Raw genomic sequence first — 23,557 nt, 5'->3', positions numbered from 1 at the left:
TTACGTTTGCGCGGGCATTGGTATAACTCCCCGGGCTTAGTCGTGGATCACCATGGGAATCCTCTATTTCTCATAGGCACGGGCGGTGATAGATACCGACACTAGTCACTGGTGATTTGGCTTTGGGTGGTTTTTGACCGAACGAGCATTCATGCGGCAAACAGGGAAGATTGGAATTTTGCGCTGTTGAATTTGGTTTGGTCTGGTGATGATCCCCATCTGAACTCAGCTCTGTGGATCCTGTTTAAGCCTGTGCTTGTTAAACGCTATTTTCTCTTTTTGCTTCAGCTTGCTGTGACCTTTCAGCCTTTTTAAAGTGGCGGGCGAACACAGTAGTGCCAAACCCGTCGCGAGGCGGGGACGGAAAGCCACGGGTCTCTCGCAGATAGCCGGGTTGCATTGTAATAAGGACATTTACAATGAAATACGCAGTACTGTTGAGTGCTCTTCTCGCCGCCTCTCCCGCCATGGCCAATAGCTTGGACATTGGTGATGGACAAAGCCAATTTGCCATCTACGATACCGATAAAGTGACCAAACTTTACTTGGGTGGTAGTGGTTCATCTCGTGTCGCCATTTCCCAAGAGTTTGCTGACATCGTCGATAGCTTTAACCTCCAAGAGCGTCATATTGAACCGCTATTGGCTGCAGTTCTGGGTGGCCGTGGCTGGAACAATATCCATGGCTTGCCGGGCGTTGAGCTGGGCTTCTTAAATCCGAACAGTTTTTCACTGAAGCTGCACACCGGGAAGGGGCCTGTCGATACCGTGGTTTTCCAGGGCGCTGCGGTTGAAGGCATCATTAACTCTGTTGCCCGTGGCAATGTGGACATCAAAAACAACCAGTCCCAATTTGCTGAGTTTTACTCTGACGGTAGTGGCAACATCTGGATAGGCGGTGGCCGCAGTGACGCGGTACGCAATGTCTCCGAGGAGTTTGCCGAGATCACCGGTGGTTCCAAGATCCATTGTGACCAGCGAGGCAACCGCGAGGTAGAAGGGCTGTTTGCCGGCCTGGTAGAGGACTCTGGGTGGAATGACCCTCATGGCATCGAGAACGCTCGCTTGGCGGGACTGACCGACACCAGCTACACCATTGAGTTTGGTGCCGCAGGACCCACCACCAAGCGCATCACCTTTACCGGTAGTTGCGCAACCGATGCGATTGAAGCGGTGGATCTTGGTCTGATCAACAACGGCGATAAGAATTCACGCTTTGCCACCTTCGATTTTGATATCAAAGCAAAGTGGACCATGCTGGGAACCGGTCGTTACGTGACCGATGAATTTATTGCCCTTGCTGGCAAGAACAACATGGATTTGAATGGCGCGGTAGCACTGTTTAATGCCTTAACAGAGCACAAGAATGGTGGCGTAGAGGGTGTTGAGCTTGTTGGGATTACTCCAACCAGCTTTGCCATTGCCGTTCACTCGCCAAATCATCCCATGGTTCAGACCTTGCTGATCAAGGGCGCTGGTATTGAAGCAGCCATTGCAGCCAAGATGGATTCCCTGTTCGGCGAGTAATTCTCTGAATTGAGATAACAAAAGGCCCCGCAATTGCGGGGCCTTTTTTGTTGGCAGCACAAAGAGGCTAGAACACCTCGTTGACGTGGAAGTAGAAGGCGGCTTCGTGCTCGCCAAAGCCGATGTCGGCACGCAGGTTGACCTTGTCTTTGATCTTCACCCGAAAGCCGGTGCCGTAGCTGTAGAGGGTATCCTCCCACAGCTCGGAGGGGGTGTCGGCCACGGTGCCGGCTGCACCCCAGAACACCATGCCGATGCGCCAATAGATGGGCAGGCGGTACTCCATCTGCGCCATCATCATCTGGTTATCGCGGTAGCGTCCCTCGATGTAGCCTCGCATCGCCTTGTCACCACCCAAATCCGGCAGTCGGTTCCAGGGCACCTCGCCAGAGCTAAACGACCCTTGCACCTGCCAAGCCAGCAGTCCCGGTACCGGGTCCAGCGAAAGATACTGGGAAGCGGTCAGGTCGTAGAGGCCAAAGGCCTCGCTGTTGCTGTCGTCGTAGTAGGCACCGATGTCCGCCTGCAGCAGCATCCCTTCGCTGGCGCTGATGACGTTGTCGCGGGAGTCGTACACCGCCGAGACGAAGCCACCGTAGCTGGTGTTGCGCTCAAGCTCACCGGCCAGGCCCTCAGCGCCAGTGCTGGGTTCGATGTCGGTGGGGGCAACGATCTGCAGATCAGCGCCAGCACCGAGGAACAGGTTGCCGCCCACCCGACTTTGCCAACTGGGTTTGAGCCGCAGCAGGCGTTCGGCGTAATCCACCTGGTTGTCGTCCTGCTGGCCGTTCTGATAGCCCACGCCATAGTAGACCGAGGCATCATCCTGGATCTTAAAATCCAGGTTGAAACGGTTATCGCCGCCGTTGGTGAAGTGGTAGCTGTCGCCGGAGATCCCCATGGAGCCGTTGGAGGAGACATAGGGGTTAAGAATGAGCGCCGAGGGCTGCTCGGTGCCGCCCTGGGTATCGCCATAGAGGCCGACGTAGAGCAAACCGACGCCGAGGCCCTGTTCCGGGGTGTAGAACACCGCGGGGATGTAGCTGGAGTTGAGCCCCTTAGACTCGTCGTACTCCTCCTCGGCGCCAAACACCGACAGCAAGCGATCCAGCGAATCGATCACCGCATTGGGCTCGGTTTCAAACAGTGGCTTCACCTCGGTCTCTGCCAGGGCAGGAAGGGCGAAGGTGGCGGAGAGCGCAGCGGCGAGGGGGAGTAATCTCATATGTCTTTCAGGAGCCTGGAGCAAAAGTTCGGCGACAGGATACCTCGGTGTGACCGGGGTTGCCGCAGTTTTTTGCAACTCTCCCATGTTGGCGAACAAGCGGTAACCAAGAAAAAGGGAGGCTTGAGCCTCCCTTGAGTATGCCTTATTACGGCAGAGCGGAGTCTACTCCAGCCAGAGGTGCACATCCTCGATGTACTTAACCCCGGAGAAGGTGGCATCGTCCCGCAGCTTGGGGGAGAGGCCAAAGAACTCGCGCTGCTCCAGCGGCAGGCTGTCGAAGTTGCCGATCACCTGGTAGAGCCAGGCTTCCGGTGGCCAGGGCAGCTCCTGCTGCTGCAGGAACTCCAGCGCAGAGAGGCTGGCGGCCTCATCGATCACCGTCACGAAGAAGCGGTCAACGTCCTGCTTCAAGCCCTCATCCGCCAGTTGATAGGCCTCGGCCTGACCCAGGGCAAAGGCTTCCGCCTGGGCCTGGTTGCTGGCCTGGTCATCCGGGTTGCGGGGGCGTAGGGTGGCAACCAGCTCGATCAGGGTCTGCTCTTCGTCGCCGTCGTTGACGTCCACTGCCGCGGGCTTCAAGCACCCCTCGGTCTGGTTGAACAGGCCGGGCACATTGACCCGGTCGACGTGCACCGCCGGACGGTAATCCGGGTGCTGGCCGCAGTGCAGCAGGAAGCCCTTGAGCAGGCGGGTGCGACCCTGGATCTCGCGGAAGCGACCGAGCAGCGCCAGCAGTCGGCTCTGCACCACTGCCAGTTCGCCGGAACACTCCACCATAGTGTGCTGCAACCCCACCACCAGCAGTCGGCGCAGCTCCCGGGCGTCACCGGCCAGCTCCGCCAGCTCGTCGAAGCGGAACAGGTCCAGGCTGCCCAGCAGCTCGGAAACCTGATCCTGCGCCAACTGGTTTTCGCGGATCTTGGCGTCCATGGTGCCGACGTAGCCAAACTCGTTGTTGATTCGAGACCACAGGCTGCGAGTGGCGTGGCGCAGGCTCTCCTTGAGATTGAACACCAGCTCGGACAGCTCGGCTAAGTAGGCATCTGCCGCCGGGTAGTCGTGCAGGTGCACCGCCTCTTTGTAGTGGCGAGCGAGGGTCTTCAAGGTAGCCAGGGCAGAGCCGATGTTGGTGTCCACCTGGCGGCCCTTCTCATCCTTGAGCGCCTCCTCCAGCAGGCTGCGCAGGCTGGGAGAGAGACGCAGCGGCTCATCGGACTCGCTGCGACGCAGTACCCCCGCCGCGGTCAGCTTGGCCACCGCCTTGGCGTTCTCTTCCGTCTCCGCCACAGTGCCGGAGAGGTAGGTCTCCATCAGCAGATCGGCGTTACGCGCCAGCTGGTTGAGGAAGGCCTTGCCGGTCTTATGCAGGCTCACAGCAGCGCCTCCTGCTGCATTGCCTCCGCCTTCTGCTCCAGCGCCAGGGACTCGGTTTCATCGATAAAGCGCAGCACCTCGTAGAGGTACTCGATTTTGCCGGTGGCCTGGTAGATCTGTTTCTCGCTGTTGGGGCGGACCAGGTAGCCCAGCTCGCATAACCGCTTGAACACCTGCTTCAGCTGGCCGTCTACGCCGGTGGAGGTGGAGTTGAACAGACGGAAGCGGGCGATCTTACCCAGTTGCTCCGACAGCGCCGGCACATCCTCAATGGTGCTTTGCAGCTCGTTGAGACGTACCCGCACCCCTTCGGCCAGGGGCTCATCGCCGGCACCGGCTTCCTGCACCAGCACCATAAAGTGCACCAGCGGCTGCAGTGAGCCGGCCAGCTCGTTAAATTGCTGACCGATCACCTTACGCTCATCGTCACCCAGGTCCTGATAGCTGCAGAAGAACACGGTGTCATCGGCGGCGGCCGCCACCTTGCGGTTGAGCACCGCCAGGTGCTGATCCACTGCTGCCCGCTTGTCCTCGTTGCGCAGCAGCTCCCAAGCCGCTTCATCGCTTATCCGGCAGATAAACTCGCCCTTGAGCAGGGCCTCAATCACGCGTCCGGTTTCGGTTTTCATGCGGGTTGCTCCTCGCGCTGGGCGCTCTGCTTAGCCTGCAGACGCGCTGCGATGGGGCTGACCTTGGGCTGCACCACCTGCAGCTGACGGGTTTGCTTGTTGATGATGTAGCGGTTCTCAAACAGGTTGAGCACCTCGGATTCCGGGTTGGGGAAGGCACCCAGTACGGCGATGCGGTTGTTTTCGCAGGCGTCGAAGATCTTCTTCACGTTGACGTGGTGCAGGGTACCCAACTCATCGATGGGCCAGTGGATCACCGCCTGCGAGTTGCCCCGCAGCAGGCGGGTGAAGGCCAAAAGGAACTTACACAGGATCAGGTAGGCCATGCCGTGGCTGGAAGACTCGTTGAGCTGGCGGTCGGTGCGGATCACCAGGTCAGAGTTGCCCTCACGCAGGCGCAATTCGATCTCCAGCAACTTGGCGACGGAGCCAGTCAGCGCAGTGCGGCCGATCACCTCCAGGGCACGGCGCAGCAGCTGGGCGTACTCCTCGCCCGGCAGGCCGGCAAAGTCCTGCTCACGCCAGGCCTGGTGGGCCTGGATAAAGGCGGACAGCTCGTCCCAGAACTCCAGATCGCTGATGCGGGAGCGGATCTGTACCGCAGAGCCGGAGACGCCATCGAGGAACAGCTCGTCGCCTACCTCGCGGGTGATGCGCTTGGACTGGGTGCCGATGCGCTTATCGATGTCCGCCAGTACGTGGTAGTAGCTTTCCAGGTCCAGGCCGAAGTTCTGACCGGTGCCGCGCAGAACTTCCAGCCGCTGGGGCACCAGGTGGTTCATCAGGTGGCGCAGGTGCGACATCATCTTGATGTGGTCGAGCTTGGGCACGCCGCTGTCGCTGGTTTCGATGCAGTCGCTGCGCCACTGCTCCCAGTTGGCCGCCAGCTCGGCACCGGCTTTCTGACCAATCTGACCATCGAAGTGGTCGATCTGCTCGCGGATGACGCTGCGATGGCCATCCCGCTGCTTAAGCTTCTCGCGGGCGTCGCGCAGACGCTCGTCCAGCTCACCGCTGGGCAGATGCTCACTGGCCACTGGGCCTTTGAGCTTGAGCTTGGTCAGTTCGCTGAGCAGCTCATTGAGCTGCTGCATCTGCTCGTTGCCCTGGGTCAGGCCGCGCTCGACGTTGGCTTGGGCTTCCTTGAGCTCCTTGCGGATCGCCTTGAAGTTGCGCTCCAGGGTGGAGAGGGCTTGGTCCAGCTCCAGGATCTCCTGGCGGGCCTTGGCCAGCAGGGCCTGCTTTTGCGGCTGTTCGATGGAGAAGGGGCCTTTGAACCAGATCTCGTAGTTCTTCACCTCATCGCGCATCGACTCGACCCGGGCAATGGCTTGTTCCTTGTCGCTGATCTGCTGTTTCAACGCCGCGATCTGGCTGTCGTCGACCCCTCGGGCCTTGAGCTCGCTCTGGTACCAGCGCTCGCACTCGGCCAGCTCCTCGGCCTTTTGCTCACGACGGGCGGCCAGGTCCTGGCTGATCTGCTGCAGGTTGTGCTCGACACTGCCCAAGCGATCCTGCCAGAACGCCTCCTTATCCATGCGGGCTTCCAGGTGCTGCTCCTTGAGCTGCTCGACAAAGCCCTGGTAGTCGGATTGCAGCTTGGCCAGATCGGCCTCAACCGCCTTAAGCTGCTTCTGGCTGGCCAGTTTGCGCTCGGCGATGGCGGCGCGGAACTGCTCGTTCTGCTGCTTCTTCTCGTCGATCAGGCGGGTGTGCTGACTCTTGGCGTTCTGGTAGTGGGTCTGAGCCCGGATCACCGCCTCGGACAGCTCCTGCAAACGCTGCTGCTGGGCGGCGATGTCCCCCTCCAGTGCCTGCTGAGCCTGGCGGGCCTGCTCCAGCGCCAGGCGAGCTTGCTCTGCCTGTTGCTCCAGCGCCTGCTCATCCTGGGCGTATTCCGGCGCCTCCAGGTTGGCCAGCTCGAGGCTGACACCAAACAGGCTGTCGCTCTGTTCGCCCAGGGCGGGCTTGAGATCATTGCGGGTCAGCAGCTCCGGTCGGATCACCTTGCCGATGCTGTGGTACCAGTCCGGGCGCTCCTGGCGCAGGAAGTTCAGCAGGCTGTGATCCTTGGGGAAGCGCAGGGCGTCGATCTCATCGAAGCGTGCCTGGCACTGGCTGACGTTGCGGCGCAGTCCGGCCAGCTGGTCCTGCAGGGTCTGGCGCTCCTGGCGCAGGCTGTTCTCCTGCTCCCGGGCTTTATCCAGCGCGCGCTCAGCCTGCTGTTGCTGGCCGAACGCCTCGTCGATGCGAGCCTCCAGCACGTCCAGGGCCTGGCGTTCATCAGCGCTGTAACCGGTGTGATCGATCTGTAGCTGCAGTTTCTGCTGGGCCAGCTCCAGTGCCTTGGACTCGCCATGGTGGCGCTGCTCAGCGGCACTGCGCTGATTGCGGAAGCTCTCTTCCAGCTCGCGCATCTGGTTTTGTTGCTGGGTCTTGAGATCCGCCTGCTGACTGCGGGCCTGGTCCTGGCGCTCACGCAACGCTTCCAGCGCGGCGTTGTTGGTGATCTCAATCTGACCGCGGCGCTCGTTGTAGGTGGCCTCGATGTCCGAGTGCTTCTCGGTCAGCAGCTTGGCGCGCTCACGCAGCGAGCCTAAGTCGGCGCGCCACTGGGGCAGGGCATCCAGGTCGCGCTGTACCTGCTCAATATCCAGCTCCAGCCAACGCTGGTGCTCATCCTCGATGGTTTCGAGGCGGCTTTCCAGGGTGTCGGCATCGGCCTTGGCGTCAGAGCGGGCAGCCTTCTTATCGGCGGTGTCGCGCTCGTGGTTGTCCGCCAGTTCGGTCAGTTGGAACTGAGCCTCGCGCTGTTCACGGCCGAGGCTGTCGAGCTTGCCTTGCAGGCCAATCTTGTCGTTGCCAAAGCCCTCGGCCAGCCCCTTAAGCTGCAGTTCGCACAGCTCCAGAGCATCAAAGCGCTGCTCCAGCTTAGTGAACTGGGGGCGAATGGTTTCAAAGTGGGCCACCAATTGGCTCTCTTTGATCCACTCCTCGACCCGCGCGGGGTTCAGGCGGGTCTGTGGGGTTTCCACCCCATCCTCCTCAAGGATGGCGGCCACCATCTGACGGATGGTCTCCATCTTGCCTTCCTTGGAGTGCACCGCCCGCACCAGTTTCTCCATGTGGCGCAGGGTGGTGCCGCGCTCGGACAGAGCATATTGGTCGGCCAGCTGGCGCAGCTCGGTGGCGTTGGCGGCATTGGCGATCAGGGTGCGGTCGTTCTGGATCACCGCACGGTAGTCCTTGACGCTGCCAATGGCGTTGGAGAAGGGCACCCCCTGCTCGCGGAACACCCGGCGCAGCTCGGTGGCACTCCAGCACACCACCTTGTTGTCGTCGGTGCGGGACTTGATGTAGTCCTCCAGCTCGAAGCCCTTGCCAACAAAGCGGAACTGAACCCCTTTACCGTCACCGGCGGAGGAGAGCAGGGCCTGGGCCAGCTCACCGCTGGGGCGCAGGTACTCGTAGATAATGAAACTGGACTCGGTGGGCAGGTACCAGCGCTCGAAGCTGTCCCGGGTGGCGGGGACCACCCGGCTGGGGTATTCGCCATAAAATACCGGGACCAGTCGCTGCAGCGTGGTCTTACCGGAGGCGTTGGTGCCACAGATGTTGGTGTGGCCGTTGAGCTTCAGCTCCACCTCACCGGGTAGGTGGGTGTTGATCAGGATGATGCGATTCAGTGTCGACATGGGATCGATGCCTGCTTTTATCTCTTGTCTTGTCTAGGCGGCGGAAACGACGATTTGGCGCAGTTTTCTCACCAAATGGCCGCCTTATCTTCAAAGCACGAGTTCAATCGGAAAGGTGTATCTTACCATTGCTTTGCCAAGCACTGGTGATTGGGTTCTGCCGGTGAAAATCGTTTGCTGTCTTAGTACGCAAGATATCGAGTTTACTGCTAAAAATCATACATATAGACTTTTGCAAGGTCCGTTTTATCGGGCTGAGTGTTAGATCTAAGAAATTCGTTAGAAATTTGACAGACCGGCGTCAAAGAAGCATCTTGAACGCCGTTTTATCGTCTTCGAGGGTAGTTTGTGTTCGGTTTGGGCAATCGAGGCAACGATGCGGACAGGATCCGTCGACAGCATCGCCGCTTGCAAAATCAGCTGAAGAAGCGCCAAGCGCGGCCGGAACTGCGGCCCCAGGCGCGCCGGATTGGGCAACCCAGCCCGCTGGCTCAGGCTCTGAAGTCGCTGCGACCCAGCCCCAAGATGCTGCTGGTGGGAACCGGCTGTGCTGCCCTGATCCTGACCGTCAGCTACTGGCCCGAACGCGAGAGCAAGCCCACCCTGGTGATGCCGGAAGAGATGCTGACCCAGATCGAACAGGATGCCGACAGCATCGCCCGCCGTGTTGAACAAGCCAAGGTTCGTGAAATCATCGAGGATCGCAATGAGATCCTCGACGCTGAGCCTGTGGTGGAGCTGACCCAGGTCAACGAAGAGGATCTGCTGCCGCTGCTGGAGCGTCCGCCCCGACTGGAGTACTCGGTTGCCAAAGGCGACACCCTCAGTGGCATCTTCAATCGATTCAGTATCTCCCAACGCCAAATGTACGAAGTGCTGGAGGCGGATTACGCCCTGCTGGCGCTGGATACTTTGCGTCCCGGTGACGGACTGCGTTTCTGGGTTGATGAAGCCGACAATTCGCTGGAGCGGATGGAGGTGGTGTTCGACCTCGCCCACAAGGTGGTGTTCACCCGGCACGAAGACACCTACGAGGTGAATGAGGTGCTGATCGACGGCGACTGGGTTGCTTCCTCCTCTGAGATCGACATCCAGGGCAGTTTCTCATTGTCGGCGCAGCGGGCCGGCCTGAAGGTGTCAGAGACCCAGCGGATCACCACCCTGTTCAACGATAAGCTGGATTTCCGTCGTCAGTTGCGTGCCGGCGATACCGTGCGAGTGTTGCGCGAGTCGCAGTTTATCGACGGCGAGGCCACCGGCAATGATCGCCTGCTGGCGGTGGAGTTCAGCGGCCGTAACTGGACCCAGACCGCTTACCTGCACGATGACGGCAACTACTATGACGACGAAGGTCAGAGCCTGGCCCGGGCCTTTATGCGCCATCCGCTGCCGAAGGAGTACCGGATCAGCTCCCGCTACAACCCCAATCGTCTGCACCCGGTGACCGGGCGGGTCTCACCGCATAACGGCACCGACTACGCCGCACCGACTGGTACGCCCATCCTGGCGGCAGGCGATGGTGTGGTCACCCGGGTAGAGAACCACCCCATTGCCGGTAAGTACGTGGTGTTGGAGCATGGCGGTCAGTACCGTACCCGCTACCTGCACATGTCCCGCATCGACGTGAAACGGGGCCAGACGGTCTCCCGCGGTCAGCGCATTGGTGCCGTCGGGGCGACCGGTCGGGTGACCGGCGCTCACCTGCATTACGAGTTCCATATCAATGGCCGCGCGGTGGATTCGCTCAATGCCCGGATCCCGATGGCTACCTCGGTACCGTCCTCGGATCGCCAGGCCTTCCTGGCCCAGGTCTACCAGTACCAGAGCCAGATGACCGAGCTCATCGCCGCTAACCGCAACACGCCGCAGGCCCCCAAGCTGGGTGCCACCGGCGAATAAGCGGACCGCTAGCAACAACGCCCTCGAATCTTTGTTCGGGGGCGTTGTGGTTTTGAGAGACATTAATCAAGTATTCTGAGGGCCTTACGCTGTCTATTAGCAGACAGCCCACGAACTTTAACCAGGGATGAGGGTCAGTATTAACAGCAAGGTGGCGATCCTTTACCGGGTGGTGGATGCCGACAGCTGGCGTCAGGCTCAGCAAAGTGGCTGGGTACCCCGCTGCGGTGCGGATCAGCGCGCTGATTGGGTTCACCTGAACGTGCAAGAGAGCCTCAAGGTAGTGACCCCCAGGTATTTCCACCCCAGTGACAAGCCGGTAGCCCTGGCCATTGCGGTCGACCATCTGCAGGGGGAGCTTGTCTGGCTTGAGCCCACCGAAGAGAAGCCCTGGATCCAACCCTGCGCCAAGATAGCCAACCTGCCCCTGTCTGCTGTGGTGTCGGTGATCCCGTTGACCCGGGATGACCGGGGAGCGGAGTTTCTGTTTCCCCCAAGCGGCGCTGACAAGCATTAAGGTGGCGAGATTTGACCTTATCCCGACCAACACCCGCGGTTGCGGTCGTTAATGTAAAGCGCCCAGGCGTTAAGGGGAGTTTTGAGCACTGAGCTGTTACTCGGGGTGATTGCGTTGTGCACCTCCGCCATCGCCGGGGTCATCGGCTTTGGCGGTGGCATGTTGCTGATCGCCATCCTGCCGGCGTTTCTCAGCCCCAGTCTGGTGATCCCGGTGCACGGCATCACCCAGATCGCCAGCAACGCGTCGCGCATGGCGTTTTCCCTGTCTCATGTGCAGTGGTCGCTGTTTCCCAAGTTCTTTGTCGGCTCGTTACTGGGGATCCTGCTGTTTGGTTATGTGCTGCTCAGCGTGCCCCACGACCATGTGCCGGTGGCGATCGGGGCTTATATCCTGCTCAATCTCTGGAGCCCGCATTTCGCCCGCTCTATTCGTCGGTTTGAGAGCTATTACCTGATCGGCTTGCTGCAAACCGGTTTGGGGCTGGTGGTGGGCGCCACCGGCCCGCTGTCACTGTCGGTGTTGACCAAGCAGCTCAAGTCCAAGGATGAGATCATCGCCACCAGTTCAATGTTCATGACCATCAGCCACCTGGCCAAGATCCCGGTGTTTGCGGTGATCACCTCGGCCCTGGGCGCTAACCTTTCGCTGATCGCTTACATGGTGGTGGGTGCCATCCTCGGCTCCTACCTCGGCTCGAAACTGCGCATGGTGGCCAGTAACGATAAGTTGATCCTGGCGATTAAGGCTTTACTGACCTTGCTGGCACTGCGAATGATCCTGATGGCGGCGCTCTAGTGCTGGCCGCGCAGTGGCCCTTTGTCCGGGTGATAGCTTGGGTGTGAAAGGGCGGGTTAAAGGGCGAGTTCAAGGGCGGATTAGAGGGAGAGGAGAAGATGGCAGTCAGCTACCGCAACAGCCAGAAACCGCTGGTTGATCAGATTGAGGTGCAAGCCGAGCATCCTGGTCAATGCCACTGCGGCCGGGTACGCTTTCGGGTTCGTCTTCCCCAGGGGTTGGTCGACCCTCGGCGCTGTAACTGCTCCATGTGCCGGCGTCGCGGCGCGGTAGTGGCCTCGGTGGCGCTGGAGGATTTTATTCTCGAGCAAGGGACGGAGTCCTTGAGCCTTTATCAGTTCAATACTCACACCGCCAAGCACTACTTCTGCTCGCACTGTGGGATCTACACCCATCACCAGCGGCGCTCAAACCCCAAGCTGTATGCCTTTAACATCGCCTGTCTGGAGGGGATCGATCCGCTGATATTGCGCAATGTGCCGGTTCTGGACGGCGAGGATCACCCCTGCGACATTGGGCAGTAAAATAGGGGGCAGTAAAATAAGGTCAGTAAGATAAGGCGCCCTAAGGTAAGGGACAGACGGAGGCCACGGAAGGCGATGAAACAGTTACATGGATTGCCGCTGCAGCAGGCACTGCTGGAAGAGGCGTTGCGGGTGTTTGAGCCCGAGCTGGATGTAGTAGCGGCGGTTCTGGTGGGCTCGGTGGCCAAAGGCAGTGCCGACCGGGTCTCAGATCTGGACCTGCTGCTGTTCACTCGCAACGGCTTTCACCGCCGGGCCGACCAAGCCTTTGCTGATTTTGAGGCAGACAAAGCGATCTTTCATCGGCTTACCACTCCGGCCAGCAATGCCAGTTGCTTTCGCAAATACCTGTTTGAAGACCTGACCAGCGCAGAGCTCCACCTGATCGATGAGGACGCTGGCTTTCCCCTTTGCCCTCCCTACGCTGTGCTGTTCGATAAGGCCGGAGCGGTAGCACGTCAGCACCATGACAAGCCAGCCCCCGAGCATTCCGAGGCCACACCGTACTCTCTGGGTGATCAGGGCCTGCTTTGGGAACTGTTCAACTGCATCAAGTGGTTGAGCCGAGGGGAGTCTGAGCAGACCAAGCGCTACCTTCGCCTGCTCGCCGCTAAGCTGTCTTAGCTCCGTTGACGCCCTCCGCCTGTCTTAGCCAAGGTTGCCGAACCGTTGGCGCAAACTGACCCGATTATCCTGCCAGCAACGCTCTAGCATGCCCCGGTGGCTGACGCACCGGGCGTCGGCATGACTGGATGGAAGGCGTTTGATGACGATGTCCCGCTCCCTGCCTTGGCTGATGGCTAGCTTGATGATCTCCCCGGCGGCCCTGGCCGCGCCTTATGACCTGGTGATCAACCACGGCCATGTGATCGATCCCGAGACCGAACTCAGCGACGTGCGTCATTTGGGGATCAAGGACGGCACCATTGTATCGGTCAGTGAAACCCCGCTGCAGGGCAGTACTAGCATCGATGCCAAAGGGTTAGTGGTGACGCCGGGCTTCATTGATCTGCACGCCCATGGCATGGAGGTGAACGATCTGCGCATGCAAGCGATGCAAGGGGTGACCACCGCGCTGGAGATGGAGTCTGGGGTACTGCCCATCGGCCGTTGGTACGACATCCAGGCTGAGAAGGCGCTGCCCATTCACTATGGGGCGGCGGCGGCCTGGACCTTTGCCCGCTCCGCCGCGTTTATGCAGGTGGAGCCCGAACCGACGGTGGCCTATTTCCAGCAGGCCCAGCAGCACAACAACTGGATAGAGCAACTGGCGGACGAGGAGCACCAGGCTCGGATCCTGTCGCTGGTGCAAACCGGCCTGGATGAGGGGGCGCTGGGGATCGGCGTTAATGCCGGCTATGCCCCGGGCCACGGACGCAAAGAGTTTTACCAGATCGCCAAGATGGGGGCGGATAACGACGTCGGCACCTTCGTTCACACCCGCTACGCCAGTGTAATTGAGCGGCAGAGCACCTTTGAAGCGGTGCAGGAGCTGATCGCCAACGCCATGATCCTCAACAGCCGGATGCATCTGCATCATGTTAACAGCACCTCGCTGAAGGACATCGACAGCATCATCGAGATGCTGGATGCTGCGCTGGAGCAGGGGGCGCCGGTGACCATTGGCGCCTACCCCTACGGTGCCGCCTCCACCGTCATTGGTGCGGCGATGTTCCGCTCACCGGATTGGCGGGCGCGGATGCAGTCCTCGGCCGAGGCCTTTCAGTTGGGCGACGAGCGTCTGACGGAGGAGAAGTTTGAATCGGTTCGAGAGCAGGCGCCGGGTACCTTCGTTGTGTGGCATTTCCTGGACGAGGAGAAGCCCAAGGAGCTGGCGGTGCTGGACCGCTCCATCAAGCACCCCAGCGTGCTGATCGAATCCGATGCCATGCCCTGGATGCGTTTTACCGACGGGGGAATTGAAACCTACAGCGGCGATGAATGGCCGCTGCCGGCGGATGTGTTTTCCCACCCGCGCTCTGCCGGGGCCTTTGCCAAGGTGCTGCGCAGCTACGTGCGGGAGCGCCAATTGATGAGTCTGGAGGAGGCGGTCGCCAAGATGACCCTGGCGCCGGCCCAGGTGATGGATTACGTGCCGCAGATGCGCAAGAAGGGGCGAATTCAGCCGGGTATGGACGCCGATATTGTGGTGTTTGATCCCGAGACCATCGCTGACAGAGCCACGTTCCAGGCACCAAACCAAACCGCGGTAGGGGTGCATAGCCTGGTGGTGAATGGCGAGCGGGTGATCGACAACGGTGTGTTGGACACCCAATCCCGTGCCGGCCAGCCGATCCGCCGGCCGCAAAGCGAAGCGCGCTAGCTTAGCAGTGCACAAGCAACAGGGGACGGAGCTGGGGCTAGCCTGGCTCCGATAATTGACGACGAAACTGCGGGGCTGTCACCCCGGACCAGGCCCGAAAAGCGCGGTTAAAGTTGGCTCTGTCGCTGTAGCCGGTGCGCCAGGCGATCTCCTCCACCGTCATCTCGGTGGATTCCAGCAACTTCCTGGCCTGAAGATAGCGGGCTTCATCCCGCATCTGACGAAACTGCACGCCATGATCCTTCAGTCGCCGTTGCAGGGTCCGCGGCGAGGTGTTGGTCAGACGGGCCAGCCAGTGAATGTTGAACTCTGGCAGCACCGCATAGGTGCTCGCCAGAGCCAGCAGGCTATCGAGCCAGGCAGTTGACTGGCTGGGCTGGGCGAAGGGCTGAAAATCGTCGGCAAAGGGCAGAGGGATGGCGCCATAGGGCGCGTTATAGCGCATCTGGGTGCTGGCCAGGGCCTGGGGCAGCGCACTTTTCGGCGATGGCGTGTAGAGCCACAACACCTCGGGCTTCCAGTCCTTGGGCAGGAAGGGGCGGAACAGGCCCATCATCAGCATCACCCGAAACCACTCCACCTGGGAGGAACCAGGCAGGGTTGGCGGGAACAAACAGCGGTGACACAGCATCCATTGCCCCTCGATGCGCTCAGGCCAGAGCAATACGTGGTTATTGAAGTCCCGGAAATACGTCATCACCACCTCGTAGGCCTGCTCCAGTCCTTCGGCCTGCGCCATCACCTCGGCAGCGGGATGATCCAGCTTTGCCAGGTCGAAGCGCTCGCCCGCCAGGCGACCGACGGGCTCGCCGGTCTGCATCGCCAGGTCGTGAACGAAGCGCATGGCGAACTGGGTTGGCAGCCACTGGTTGCCTGCGGCGTCATCCATTGGCAGTCCGTGTTTATCGGCGATCGTGCGCCAGGGTACCTTGTACTCCTCGCACACTTCGATGAAGGGTTCCAGGTTCATCGAAGAGGTGATGGCAATCTTCTGAGTCATCTTTTGGGGATCTGTTCCTTGCCAGCGGAGGCTGAGGCATCTGAATGCAATGGCCAAAGTATACTGCGCGTCGGTCGTTTTGCGGGGAGCAGGCACTCAATTGCTGGGACCAACGCGGCGGATTGTCGCAAAAGGACCGTTGCTTCTGTCAGCTCACTGATGCCCCGAGGGACTCTGGTAGCCAGTGGCTTTGCGGCTACGACTGTGTTGCTCGCGATATTGTCGAGCGGTCACCCCGGCCCAAGCCCGAAAGGCGCGATTGAAGTTGGCACTGTCGCTGTAGCCAGTGCGCCAAGCAATCTCCATCACCGTCATTTCGGTCGAGGAAAGCAGGGCCTTAGCCTGGCTATAGCGGGCTTCATTCCGCACCTGATTGAAGTGCAGACCGTGTTTTTTAAGCTGTCGTTGCAGGGTTCGCGGTGTCGTATTGGTCAGTCGTGACAGCCAGTGCACACTGAACTCCGGCATTCCTGCATAGGTGCTTGCCAATGCCAAAAGACTATCTAGCCAGGCGCTTGGCTCGCTTGGTGCGACAAAGGGGCAATAGCCCTCAGCAAAAGGCAGTGGGAATGCGCTATGAGGGGCGCTGTATCGTACTTTGGTCTTGCTCAAGTAAGAAGGCAGAGGTTTTTTAGGCGGCGGGCTGCACAGCCACAACTCTTTGGGTTGCCATCCTTTGGGTAGAAAAGGGCGAAACAGCGACATTAATACTATCAGTCGAAACCACTCTGCATGAGAGGCACCGGCTAGGGTTATAGGGTAAATGGCGCGAAAGCAGAGCATCCATTGACCATCGACTTTCTCGGGCCAAAGCAAGGTGTCGTTGCTGGAGTCGGGGAAGTGTTTCATCACCAGCTCAAAGGCCTGCTCTAACCCCCCGGCTTGTGCCAGTTCCTCTGCAATAAGAGGATTTAACTTGGCCAAGTCATAGCGCTCACCGGCCAAGCGACCAAGAGGTTCGCCGGTTATAGTGGCTAATTCGTGGACAAAGCTCATTGCGAACTGGGTTGGTATCCACCGAATGCCTGCGGTGCCATCCCTCGGCAACCCGTGATTCTCGGCAACATTGCGCCATGCAACGCCGTGCTCCTCGCACACTTCAATGAAGGGGTCGAGGTTCATCGAAGAGGTTATGGCAATTTTTTGAATCATTTTGTGCAGGGCAGTTCTTAACCAACAAGGGCAGAGGCGTCTAAAAACGATGGCCACAGTATACTGCGCGCCATTGAATTTGCTTCGCTGGGAACTCTTCGCAAGGTCTCGAAAGTGTGCTTTTGTCGCAAAATGACTACTACTGGCGCTCGTTCATTTCTTCTTGCCGCTGCTCGCCAGCTATACCTGTGTGGGTAGAACGATTGAGTTGATGTACTGGCGGGGCGCAGCCTCATCGGGCGTCGAACCATCCCTGTTAAAGGAGGAGGAGATGGAGCGAGAGGCGAGGTGTTTGTGTGGGGCGCTGGGGCTGCGGACCCGCGGTGAGCCTAAACTGGTGCTGGCTTGCAACTGCCGCAATTGCCAGCGGCGCACTGGTTCGGTGTTCGGTGTAGGCGCCTATTTTGACCTGGCCGATGTGATTGAACGCACCGGCAAGCCCCGGCAGTTCGCCATCACGGGTGACAGTGGTCAAAAGGTCGTTTCCCATTTCTGCCCCGATTGTGGCTCAACCCTGTTTGTCGAGACGGCGATGTTCAAAGGCATGATCGGCGTGCCCATCGGAGGCTTTACCGAGCCGGACTTCCCGGAGCCGACCATGTCGGTTTGGAACCGCTCTAAGTACCAATGGGTGCAATTTCCTGAGCACTGGCACAAGATACAGGCCCAGACACCGGACGCCTCTTAGCACGAGCTCGCCGTTACCAGATGTTGGCTAACCAAGCGGAGGGGGCTTAACCCCTTGTTTCATAGCCGCGGTCATATACTGGAAGTAGAAAAGACGGAGAGACAGGGAGGGTCGTGATGACCATTCGAGCCTGGAAAGCGGTGTTTGTGGCGATCTTCAGCGCCATGGCGCTTATTTATGCCCTGCAGAACGTGGCGAACCTCGGCGGCGGCATGTACGCCTCTTTTGCCTATGTCCTTGGTCAGGCCGACCACGCCGCCTACCCGGAATCCATCTTCCCTGCCATTCACTCCCCACTGTTGATCTGGTTCGCGTTGCTGACGGTGCTGTTACTGGAGTTTGCCTGTGCCGGGCTAACCGGCTTAGGCGCCTGGCGTATGTGGCGAGCCCGGCAGGCTTCCGGTTCGGATTTTCGTACCGCCTGTTTGCCGGCCCTTAATGGGTTGGGTGTTGCGGTTCTGGTGTGGATGCTGTTGTTTGGCACCTTTGGCGGCGCTCTATTCCAAATGTGGCAAAACCAGGTGGGTAGCGGCTCAGCCAATGGGGCGTTTCAGCTGACGGTGTACGCTCTGCTGCTGTTCGGCTTGCTGAGTATGCCCGAGCCAAGTTAAGCCACGGTTTTCCGGGTAGACCTGTCGCCAATCTCAAGGCAAAAAAATGCCGACAGGCGTCGGCAATATTGGCCAAGGCTGGCCGGGGATGGAGTGTCCGACGAAGATACGTAGCGAAGCCTGCGAATGGATCATCGTAGCGGCTATGGAGCCCACGCTGTGGGTGCCCAGGCTGAGTCTCTATGATAAAACAGTCATGTTTACATAGGGTTGATGGTGCTTGGCTAAGTGACGGATAGGGTGGCGCACAGGGTTGCTTGCCATGTGCCATGCCGTTCCAAGGAGGGAAAGATGAAGAAATTCGCTGTGGGCGTGCTGATACTGACCGCCGTGTTGCTGTTGCTCTATCCACTGTGGGGGCTGCTGTCGCCGCAAAGCTATGCGCCTGAGTTGATGGCGCACTACAGCTATGGTGAAGGGGCCACCATGGAGCAAGTACAGCGCTCAGCAGCGCTGCTGTGGCTGAGTAACGGTGTGTTGGCGCTGGGGCTGATTGTCCTGTCACTGTTTCTACTTCGCCCCGGTAAGCTGACCTGGCTCAAGCTAGCTGGCTATTGCTTGGTGCTTTACCCCTTTGTCCGTGCCGCCGTGGTTGTCCTCAGCGGCTTGAACCTGACCTCACACATTGAGGATGCCGAGGTGGCGCTGCAGATCTCCTCAGAGCACTTGTTCTATCTGGTGGTGGGGATTGCCCTGTTGGGCCTGGCCAGTGTCCAGGCTAAGTTGCAAAGCCCATTATCGGAGGCGATGGATGAGCCCGCTTAAGCCCTGGCGAGTTCCCGTTACTTTAACCGTGGCCCTGGTCATGCTTGCGCACCTGGGCTGGCAGCATTTCAACGGGGGTATTCCCAGCCATCATCTGCTGCACCGCAGCGATCTGCCCGCCATCTCCAATGCCTGGGGCGCACTGGTGCTGCCGCTGCTGACCTGGCTGTGCGTAAGCTGGGTTATCCGACGCGACCAAGACCGGCTGACCTCCTACACGGTCGGGCTGTTCGTTGCTGGCCTGCTTTACGGCGCGGCCCTGGCGCTCTCTTTCACCTTGGGACTTCACAGTGTTTCGTCCCTGATGGGGCCCGGCTTGCTGCTCATTGCGCTGTTCTTTCCTATCTATCGCCCCGAAGCAGTCTTGGGCTTTGTCTTAGCGATGACGTTCACCTTCGGTGCGGTGCTGCCCACCGGTTTTGCCGCCATTGTTGGGCTGCTGGCTTGGGGGATCTATCGGGGCGTTCGGCCGATACCAGTGTGGGTCTGGAAGCAGCTTACCGACAAACGACCGGTTAACAGGGAATGAACAGAGTGACGAACGTGACGGATCTACAAATTGATGAACTGGTTAGCCTGAACGAGGTACGGGCAGGCCTGCAGGCGCTGCTGATTGACAGCGTCGACAGTGGCGCCTCCATCGGCTTTCTGCCACCGGCTGATGCTGGCGAGGTGGTGGCGTATTGGAACTCGGTGAACAGCGAGCTTGCCCAGGGCGAGCGCCGTCTGTTTTTGGCACAGCGGGATGGGCAGGTATTGGGTGCGGTTCAGCTGGCACTGTGCACTAAGGCCAACGGTGCTCACCGCGGCGAGGTGGAGAAGCTGATGGTGCACCGGGACGCGCGGGGGCAGGGGATAGCTGGCCGTCTGCTTGAGCGTTTAGAGCGGGAAGCCTCAACCGCGGGATTGTCGCTGTTGGTGCTGGATACCCGCGAGGGCGATACCGCACAGCGGCTCTATCTCAAGCTGGGCTACCAGCAGGCGGGTCGGATCCCGGCTTTCGCCCTCAGTGCCGAAGGCAACCTGGATGCCACCATCTACTTCTACAAGCAGTTATCTGCCGAAGCCTCGCTAGCTTGAGCAGCCTGGCTAGCTGCAGGTTGAGCGGCAGGCACTATAGCGTGCCTGCCGCTCATTTGTGTCTAGGCTAAGGATCTCCGTCGTGTTTGCCGAACCCGCCACTGGTGGCTGGGGCTGTCTCCAGTGAGGCGTTGGCGACGTGGCGGCAAAGGATCAAGGAGGCCATCGTAGTGGCGATCGCGCAGCTTAAGCTTTACCACTTTCCCGCCACCCGAAGTGCCCGGGTGCGCTGGGCACTGCATGAAACCGTTGGCGACCATTTTGAGGTAGAGGAGGTGCACCTCTACCAGGGTGAGCAGTACCAGGCCGACTACCGGGCACGCAATCCCAACCACAATGTGCCGATCCTGGAGGTGCAATTCGAGGACGGCCGCTCACACCGGATGTTGGAAAGCGTGGCGATGGTGGAATGGTTGATAGATGCCTACCCGAACAAGCAACTGGCACCGCCGGTGGGATTGTCACCATCGCGCGCCGATTACCTGCAGATGCTGCACTTTGCCGGCACCTGGATGGACATGATGCTGTGGCAGATCCGCATCCATGAGCATGTGCTGCCCAGCGAGCAAGTGGATGAGCGTACCGTGGCGCGTTATCGCCACAAGTTTGCCTCTGAGGTAGAGCCGCAGCTGTTGCAGCGCTTGAAGCAAAGCCCCTTTATCTGCGGTGAGCGCTTCAGTGGGGCTGATATTGTGATGGGCCACAACGTCACCTGGGCTCGAGGCTACGGCTTGTGTCAGAGTGAGGTGTTTCGGCAGTACCTGAGCCGCTTGTCCAAGCGGCCTGCCTTCATTAAGGCGTTTGCCGATGCCCGGCGTTTCTCTGCGGTGGTGCCAAACAAGGACGAGCGCTTTACCGGGTAATGCCGGTGGGTGACCCTGCTGGGTTAAACCGGCTCCACCCCTTGGTGCATGGCGGTCACGGTAGCGTGGTGCATGGCGTTGTCTTTACAGGGGGCGTGGGAGACATCCAGGGTGACGGTGTACTCGCCGTCGTCATACACCAGCTCACTGGGGTAACCCATCCCCTTCAGCAAGCGCAGCATGGCACCGTTTTCGCCGTGCACCAGCGCGACAATCTTGCTGATCCCCCACTGTCGGCCAGTTTCCATCAGCTGGGCGACCAGCAGCTTGCCCAGGCCGCGATGCTGAAGCTCATCGATTACCAGGCAGGACAGCTCCGCCACGTCGGACTCGGCGTTGGCGCGGATCAAGCGACCTGCAGCGGCCATGCGCTGCTCCGGGCCGTACATCAGTACCAGTGCCAGGTGGGTATCAAAGTCGACATCGGTATAGCGGGACACCTCTTCCAGTGACGGCTGGGCCATCACCCGGAAGAAGCGCATGTAGAGGGTGCGTTGCGACAGGGCGGGGTAGAGATCCCGCATCTCGTACTTGTCGTCGGGACGAATGGAGCGGATCACCACAGGGGTGCCGTCGCGGGTTTGGCAATTCAGATAGATCCGGCTTGCTTCAAAGCAATCCAGCGGAGGTAAGGTCTGTGCCAACGCCATCGTGTTCTCCCCAAGTCAACTGCCTGCAATTATAACGGCTGCCGATTGCGACGTAATGGGATCTTGCTCCCAGATGGTGGCGAATCCCTGAACAGTTGTGTCCGGATTTGGGTTCGAAATGGGTTCGCGATCGCATTATGGCCCGACCCAAAAAAAAGCCCGCCGAGGCGGGCTTAGGTTGGGAAGGGAGAATCAATCCTGAGCGCGATTGAGACGCGAATCGATCAGGTTATCCAGCACGCTCGGGTCTGCCAGGGTGGTGGAGTCGCCCAGGGCACCCACTTCATCGGCGGCGATCTTACGCAGGAAGCGACGCATGATCTTGCCGGAACGGGTCTTGGGCAGGCCCGGTGCCCACTGCACCAGATCCGGCGAGGCGAGGGCACCGATCTCAGAGCGCACCCACTGGCGTAGCGCCTGGCGCAGCTCTTCGGTCTCCTCCACACCCTGGTTGAGGGTGACGTAGGCGTAGATCCCCTGGCCCTTGATGTCGTGGGGGTAACCCACCACGGCGGCCTCGGCCACATCCGGATGCGATACCAGGGCGGATTCGATCTCGGCGGTACCCAGGCGGTGACCGGAAACGTTAATCACGTCATCGACCCGACCGGTAATCCAGTAGTAGCCGTCCTCGTCACGTTTGGCACCGTCACCGGTGAAGTACATGCCGCGGAAGGTCTTGAAGTAGGTCAGCACGAAGCGCTCGTGGTCACCGTAGACGCTGCGCATCTGGCCCGGCCAGGAGTCCAGCAGCACCAGGTTGCCTTCGCCGGCCCCTTCAATCAGGTTACCCATGTTGTCCACCAGCGCCGGCTGCACCCCGAAGAAGGGACGAGTGGCACTGCCAGGTTTAAGATCAGTGGCCCCGGGCAGCGGCGTGATCAAACAGCCGCCGGTTTCGGTCTGCCACCAGGTGTCGACGATGGGGCATTTGCCGCGGCCGATCACCTCGTGGTACCAGCGCCAGGCTTCCGGGTTGATGGGCTCGCCCACCGAACCCATTACCCGCAGGGTGCTGGCGTCCATGTTGTCGAAGTGCTCGGTACCCTGGGCCATCAGGGCTCGGATCAGGGTCGGAGCGGTGTAGAGGATGTTGACCTTGTGGCGGTCGATCATCTCACCCAGGCGCGCCGGAGAGGGGTAGTTGGGCACGCCTTCGTGCATCAGCATGGTGGCACCGTTGGCCAGCGGGCCATACACCATGTAGGAGTGGCCGGTGATCCAGCCCACATCGGCGGTACACCAGTAGACCTCGCCCTCTCGGTAGTCGAACACGTACTCGTGGGTCATGGAGGCGTACACCATGTAGCCACCGGTGGTGTGCAGCACACCCTTGGGCTTGCCGGTGGAGCCGGAGGTGTAGAGGATAAACAGCGGATCTTCCGCCGCCATCTCACGGGCCTCACAGTACTCGGAGGAGAGCGCCATCAGGTCGTGCCACCAGATGTCGCGGCCCTCCTGATGGTTCACCTCTTCGTTGCCGGTACGCTTGAGTACGATCACCTTCTCGATGGTGGTGACATCCGGGTGCTCCAGCGCCGCGTCGATGTTGGCCTTGAGCGGAATGATGCGGCCACCACGCACGCCTTCGTCGGCGGTGATGACTACCTTGGAGCTGCCGTCGTTGATGCGGCTGGCGATGGAGTCCGGCGAGAAGCCACCGAAGATCACGGAATGCACCGCACCGATGCGGGCACAGGCCAGCATGGCCACCGCCGCTTCCGGCACCATCGGCATGTAGATGGTCACCACATCGCCACGACGAACCCCTTGGCTCTTCAGGGCGTTGGCAAACTTACATACTTCAGCGTGCAGTTCGGCGTAGGTGAGGGTGCGTTGTTCGGAGGCGTCATCCCCCTCCCAGATGATGGCAGTCTGATCGCCGCGGGTTTCCAGGTGACGATCCAAGCAGTTGTAGCTGGCATTCAGGGTGCCGTCGTAGAACCACTTGATGAACAGGTTGTGGTCGTCGAAGGAAACCTTATGGATCTTGGTGTAGTCCTTGAACCAGGTAATGCGTTGGCCATGCTCCCGCCAGAACCCTTCCGGGTTGACGATGGATTCCTGGTACATCTTGCGGTATTGCTCGTCGTTCAGTTTTGCTGATCCGGCCAGCTCGGGGCTGACGGGATAGAGAGACTGCGTACTCATTCGGTTTTCCCTCTCCTATCGAATGGTGTACTGCAAGTCTTCCAGCCGCTTGAAGATCCAACCATTAGACCATCGTCTATTCGC

General features: G+C 59.9%; 21 protein-coding genes and 1 riboswitch. Of the genes, 13 read left to right on the top strand and 8 right to left on the bottom strand.

Annotation, left to right across the window (positions count from 1 at the left end):
* Positions 1–327: 327 nt before the first annotated feature.
* Positions 328–402: riboswitch (cyclic di-GMP riboswitch) on the top strand.
* Between the two features lie 17 nt (positions 403–419).
* The gene (locus tag BUC04_RS03515; RefSeq protein WP_067658727.1) at positions 420–1,526 is read left to right on the top strand and encodes a hypothetical protein; all 1,107 of its coding nucleotides are present in this window, start codon (positions 420–422) and stop codon (positions 1,524–1,526) included.
* A 67-nt stretch (positions 1,527–1,593) separates the two neighbouring features.
* Here BUC04_RS03515 and BUC04_RS03510 read toward each other — a convergent pair whose 3' ends face one another.
* The 4 genes from BUC04_RS03510 to BUC04_RS03495 all read right to left on the bottom strand — a co-directional run bounded on the left by BUC04_RS03510 (position 1,594) and on the right by BUC04_RS03495 (position 8,452).
* Positions 1,594–2,751 (bottom strand): BamA/TamA family outer membrane protein, encoded by a 1,158-nt coding sequence (locus BUC04_RS03510; RefSeq protein ID WP_067658724.1) that lies wholly within the window; start codon positions 2,749–2,751, stop codon positions 1,594–1,596.
* Between the two features lie 165 nt (positions 2,752–2,916).
* Positions 2,917–4,128, bottom strand: coding sequence for a phosphoenolpyruvate carboxylase (locus BUC04_RS03505; RefSeq protein ID WP_067658721.1), 1,212 nt, complete (start codon positions 4,126–4,128; stop codon positions 2,917–2,919).
* Positions 4,125–4,757, bottom strand: a complete 633-nt coding sequence (locus tag BUC04_RS03500; RefSeq protein WP_067658718.1) for a condensin complex protein MksE — start codon at positions 4,755–4,757, stop codon at positions 4,125–4,127. Before BUC04_RS03500 ends, BUC04_RS03505 begins: the two co-directional genes overlap by 4 nt.
* A complete protein-coding gene (locus tag BUC04_RS03495; protein WP_067658715.1) occupies positions 4,754–8,452 on the bottom strand; it encodes an ATP-binding protein in 3,699 nt (1,232 codons plus the stop codon). The genes BUC04_RS03500 and BUC04_RS03495 overlap by 4 nt, the downstream gene beginning before the upstream one ends.
* 408 nt (positions 8,453–8,860) lie before the next feature.
* Between BUC04_RS03495 and BUC04_RS03490 the strand changes: the two genes are divergently transcribed.
* From BUC04_RS03490 to BUC04_RS03465, 6 genes are all read left to right on the top strand, one after another.
* A complete protein-coding gene (locus tag BUC04_RS03490) occupies positions 8,861–10,351 on the top strand; it encodes a peptidoglycan DD-metalloendopeptidase family protein (RefSeq protein ID WP_067658712.1) in 1,491 nt (496 codons plus the stop codon).
* A 127-nt stretch (positions 10,352–10,478) separates the two neighbouring features.
* On the top strand, positions 10,479–10,868 hold the full coding sequence (locus tag BUC04_RS03485) for a DUF952 domain-containing protein (RefSeq protein WP_067658708.1): 390 nt from the start codon (positions 10,479–10,481) through the stop codon (positions 10,866–10,868).
* 81 nt (positions 10,869–10,949) lie between these two features.
* Complete coding sequence (locus tag BUC04_RS03480; protein WP_067658705.1) at positions 10,950–11,666, top strand: sulfite exporter TauE/SafE family protein; 717 nt, start codon at positions 10,950–10,952, stop codon at positions 11,664–11,666.
* Between the two features lie 98 nt (positions 11,667–11,764).
* The gene (locus tag BUC04_RS03475) at positions 11,765–12,190 is read left to right on the top strand and encodes a GFA family protein (protein WP_067658702.1); all 426 of its coding nucleotides are present in this window, start codon (positions 11,765–11,767) and stop codon (positions 12,188–12,190) included.
* Positions 12,191–12,265: 75 nt separating this feature from the next.
* The gene (locus BUC04_RS03470; protein WP_073325568.1) at positions 12,266–12,814 is read left to right on the top strand and encodes a nucleotidyltransferase domain-containing protein; all 549 of its coding nucleotides are present in this window, start codon (positions 12,266–12,268) and stop codon (positions 12,812–12,814) included.
* A gap of 142 nt (positions 12,815–12,956) precedes the next feature.
* Entirely contained in the window at positions 12,957–14,513 is a 1,557-nt protein-coding gene (locus BUC04_RS03465) for an amidohydrolase family protein (protein ID WP_143165520.1), read from the top strand.
* 37 nt (positions 14,514–14,550) lie between these two features.
* On the opposite strand, the gene BUC04_RS03460 is transcribed toward BUC04_RS03465, so the two are convergent.
* Positions 14,551–15,513: a helix-turn-helix domain-containing protein gene (locus BUC04_RS03460; protein WP_067658699.1), complete on the bottom strand. Its 963-nt coding sequence runs from the start codon at positions 15,511–15,513 to the stop codon at positions 14,551–14,553.
* 153 nt (positions 15,514–15,666) lie between these two features.
* Entirely contained in the window at positions 15,667–16,665 is a 999-nt protein-coding gene (locus BUC04_RS03455; protein WP_067658696.1) for a helix-turn-helix domain-containing protein, read from the bottom strand.
* A gap of 271 nt (positions 16,666–16,936) precedes the next feature.
* On the opposite strand from BUC04_RS03455, the gene BUC04_RS03450 reads away from it, so the two are divergent.
* The 6 genes from BUC04_RS03450 to BUC04_RS03425 all read left to right on the top strand — a co-directional run bounded on the left by BUC04_RS03450 (position 16,937) and on the right by BUC04_RS03425 (position 20,672).
* The gene (locus BUC04_RS03450) at positions 16,937–17,353 is read left to right on the top strand and encodes a GFA family protein (protein WP_073325566.1); all 417 of its coding nucleotides are present in this window, start codon (positions 16,937–16,939) and stop codon (positions 17,351–17,353) included.
* Between the two features lie 116 nt (positions 17,354–17,469).
* Complete coding sequence (locus tag BUC04_RS03445) at positions 17,470–17,964, top strand: DUF2165 family protein (protein WP_067658691.1); 495 nt, start codon at positions 17,470–17,472, stop codon at positions 17,962–17,964.
* Positions 17,965–18,255: 291 nt separating this feature from the next.
* Entirely contained in the window at positions 18,256–18,729 is a 474-nt protein-coding gene (locus BUC04_RS03440; protein WP_067658688.1) for a hypothetical protein, read from the top strand.
* Entirely contained in the window at positions 18,716–19,258 is a 543-nt protein-coding gene (locus BUC04_RS03435; RefSeq protein ID WP_143165519.1) for a hypothetical protein, read from the top strand. Before BUC04_RS03440 ends, BUC04_RS03435 begins: the two co-directional genes overlap by 14 nt.
* A gap of 14 nt (positions 19,259–19,272) precedes the next feature.
* Complete coding sequence (locus BUC04_RS03430) at positions 19,273–19,809, top strand: GNAT family N-acetyltransferase (RefSeq protein ID WP_234977312.1); 537 nt, start codon at positions 19,273–19,275, stop codon at positions 19,807–19,809.
* Positions 19,810–19,979: 170 nt separating this feature from the next.
* The gene (locus BUC04_RS03425) at positions 19,980–20,672 is read left to right on the top strand and encodes a glutathione S-transferase family protein (protein ID WP_067658681.1); all 693 of its coding nucleotides are present in this window, start codon (positions 19,980–19,982) and stop codon (positions 20,670–20,672) included.
* Between the two features lie 23 nt (positions 20,673–20,695).
* Here BUC04_RS03425 and BUC04_RS03420 read toward each other — a convergent pair whose 3' ends face one another.
* Complete coding sequence (locus BUC04_RS03420) at positions 20,696–21,322, bottom strand: GNAT family N-acetyltransferase (protein WP_067658678.1); 627 nt, start codon at positions 21,320–21,322, stop codon at positions 20,696–20,698.
* A 192-nt stretch (positions 21,323–21,514) separates the two neighbouring features.
* Positions 21,515–23,473 (bottom strand): acetate--CoA ligase, encoded by a 1,959-nt coding sequence (gene acs / locus BUC04_RS03415; RefSeq protein ID WP_067658675.1) that lies wholly within the window; start codon positions 23,471–23,473, stop codon positions 21,515–21,517.
* Between the last annotated feature and the right edge of the window lie 84 nt (positions 23,474–23,557).

Source organism: Ferrimonas marina (genome assembly GCF_900129905.1).
Classification (GTDB): Bacteria; Pseudomonadota; Gammaproteobacteria; order Enterobacterales; family Shewanellaceae; genus Ferrimonas; species Ferrimonas marina.
The sequence above is the reverse complement of the archived record's forward strand: the minus strand, read 5'-3'. Positions and strand labels throughout refer to the sequence as shown.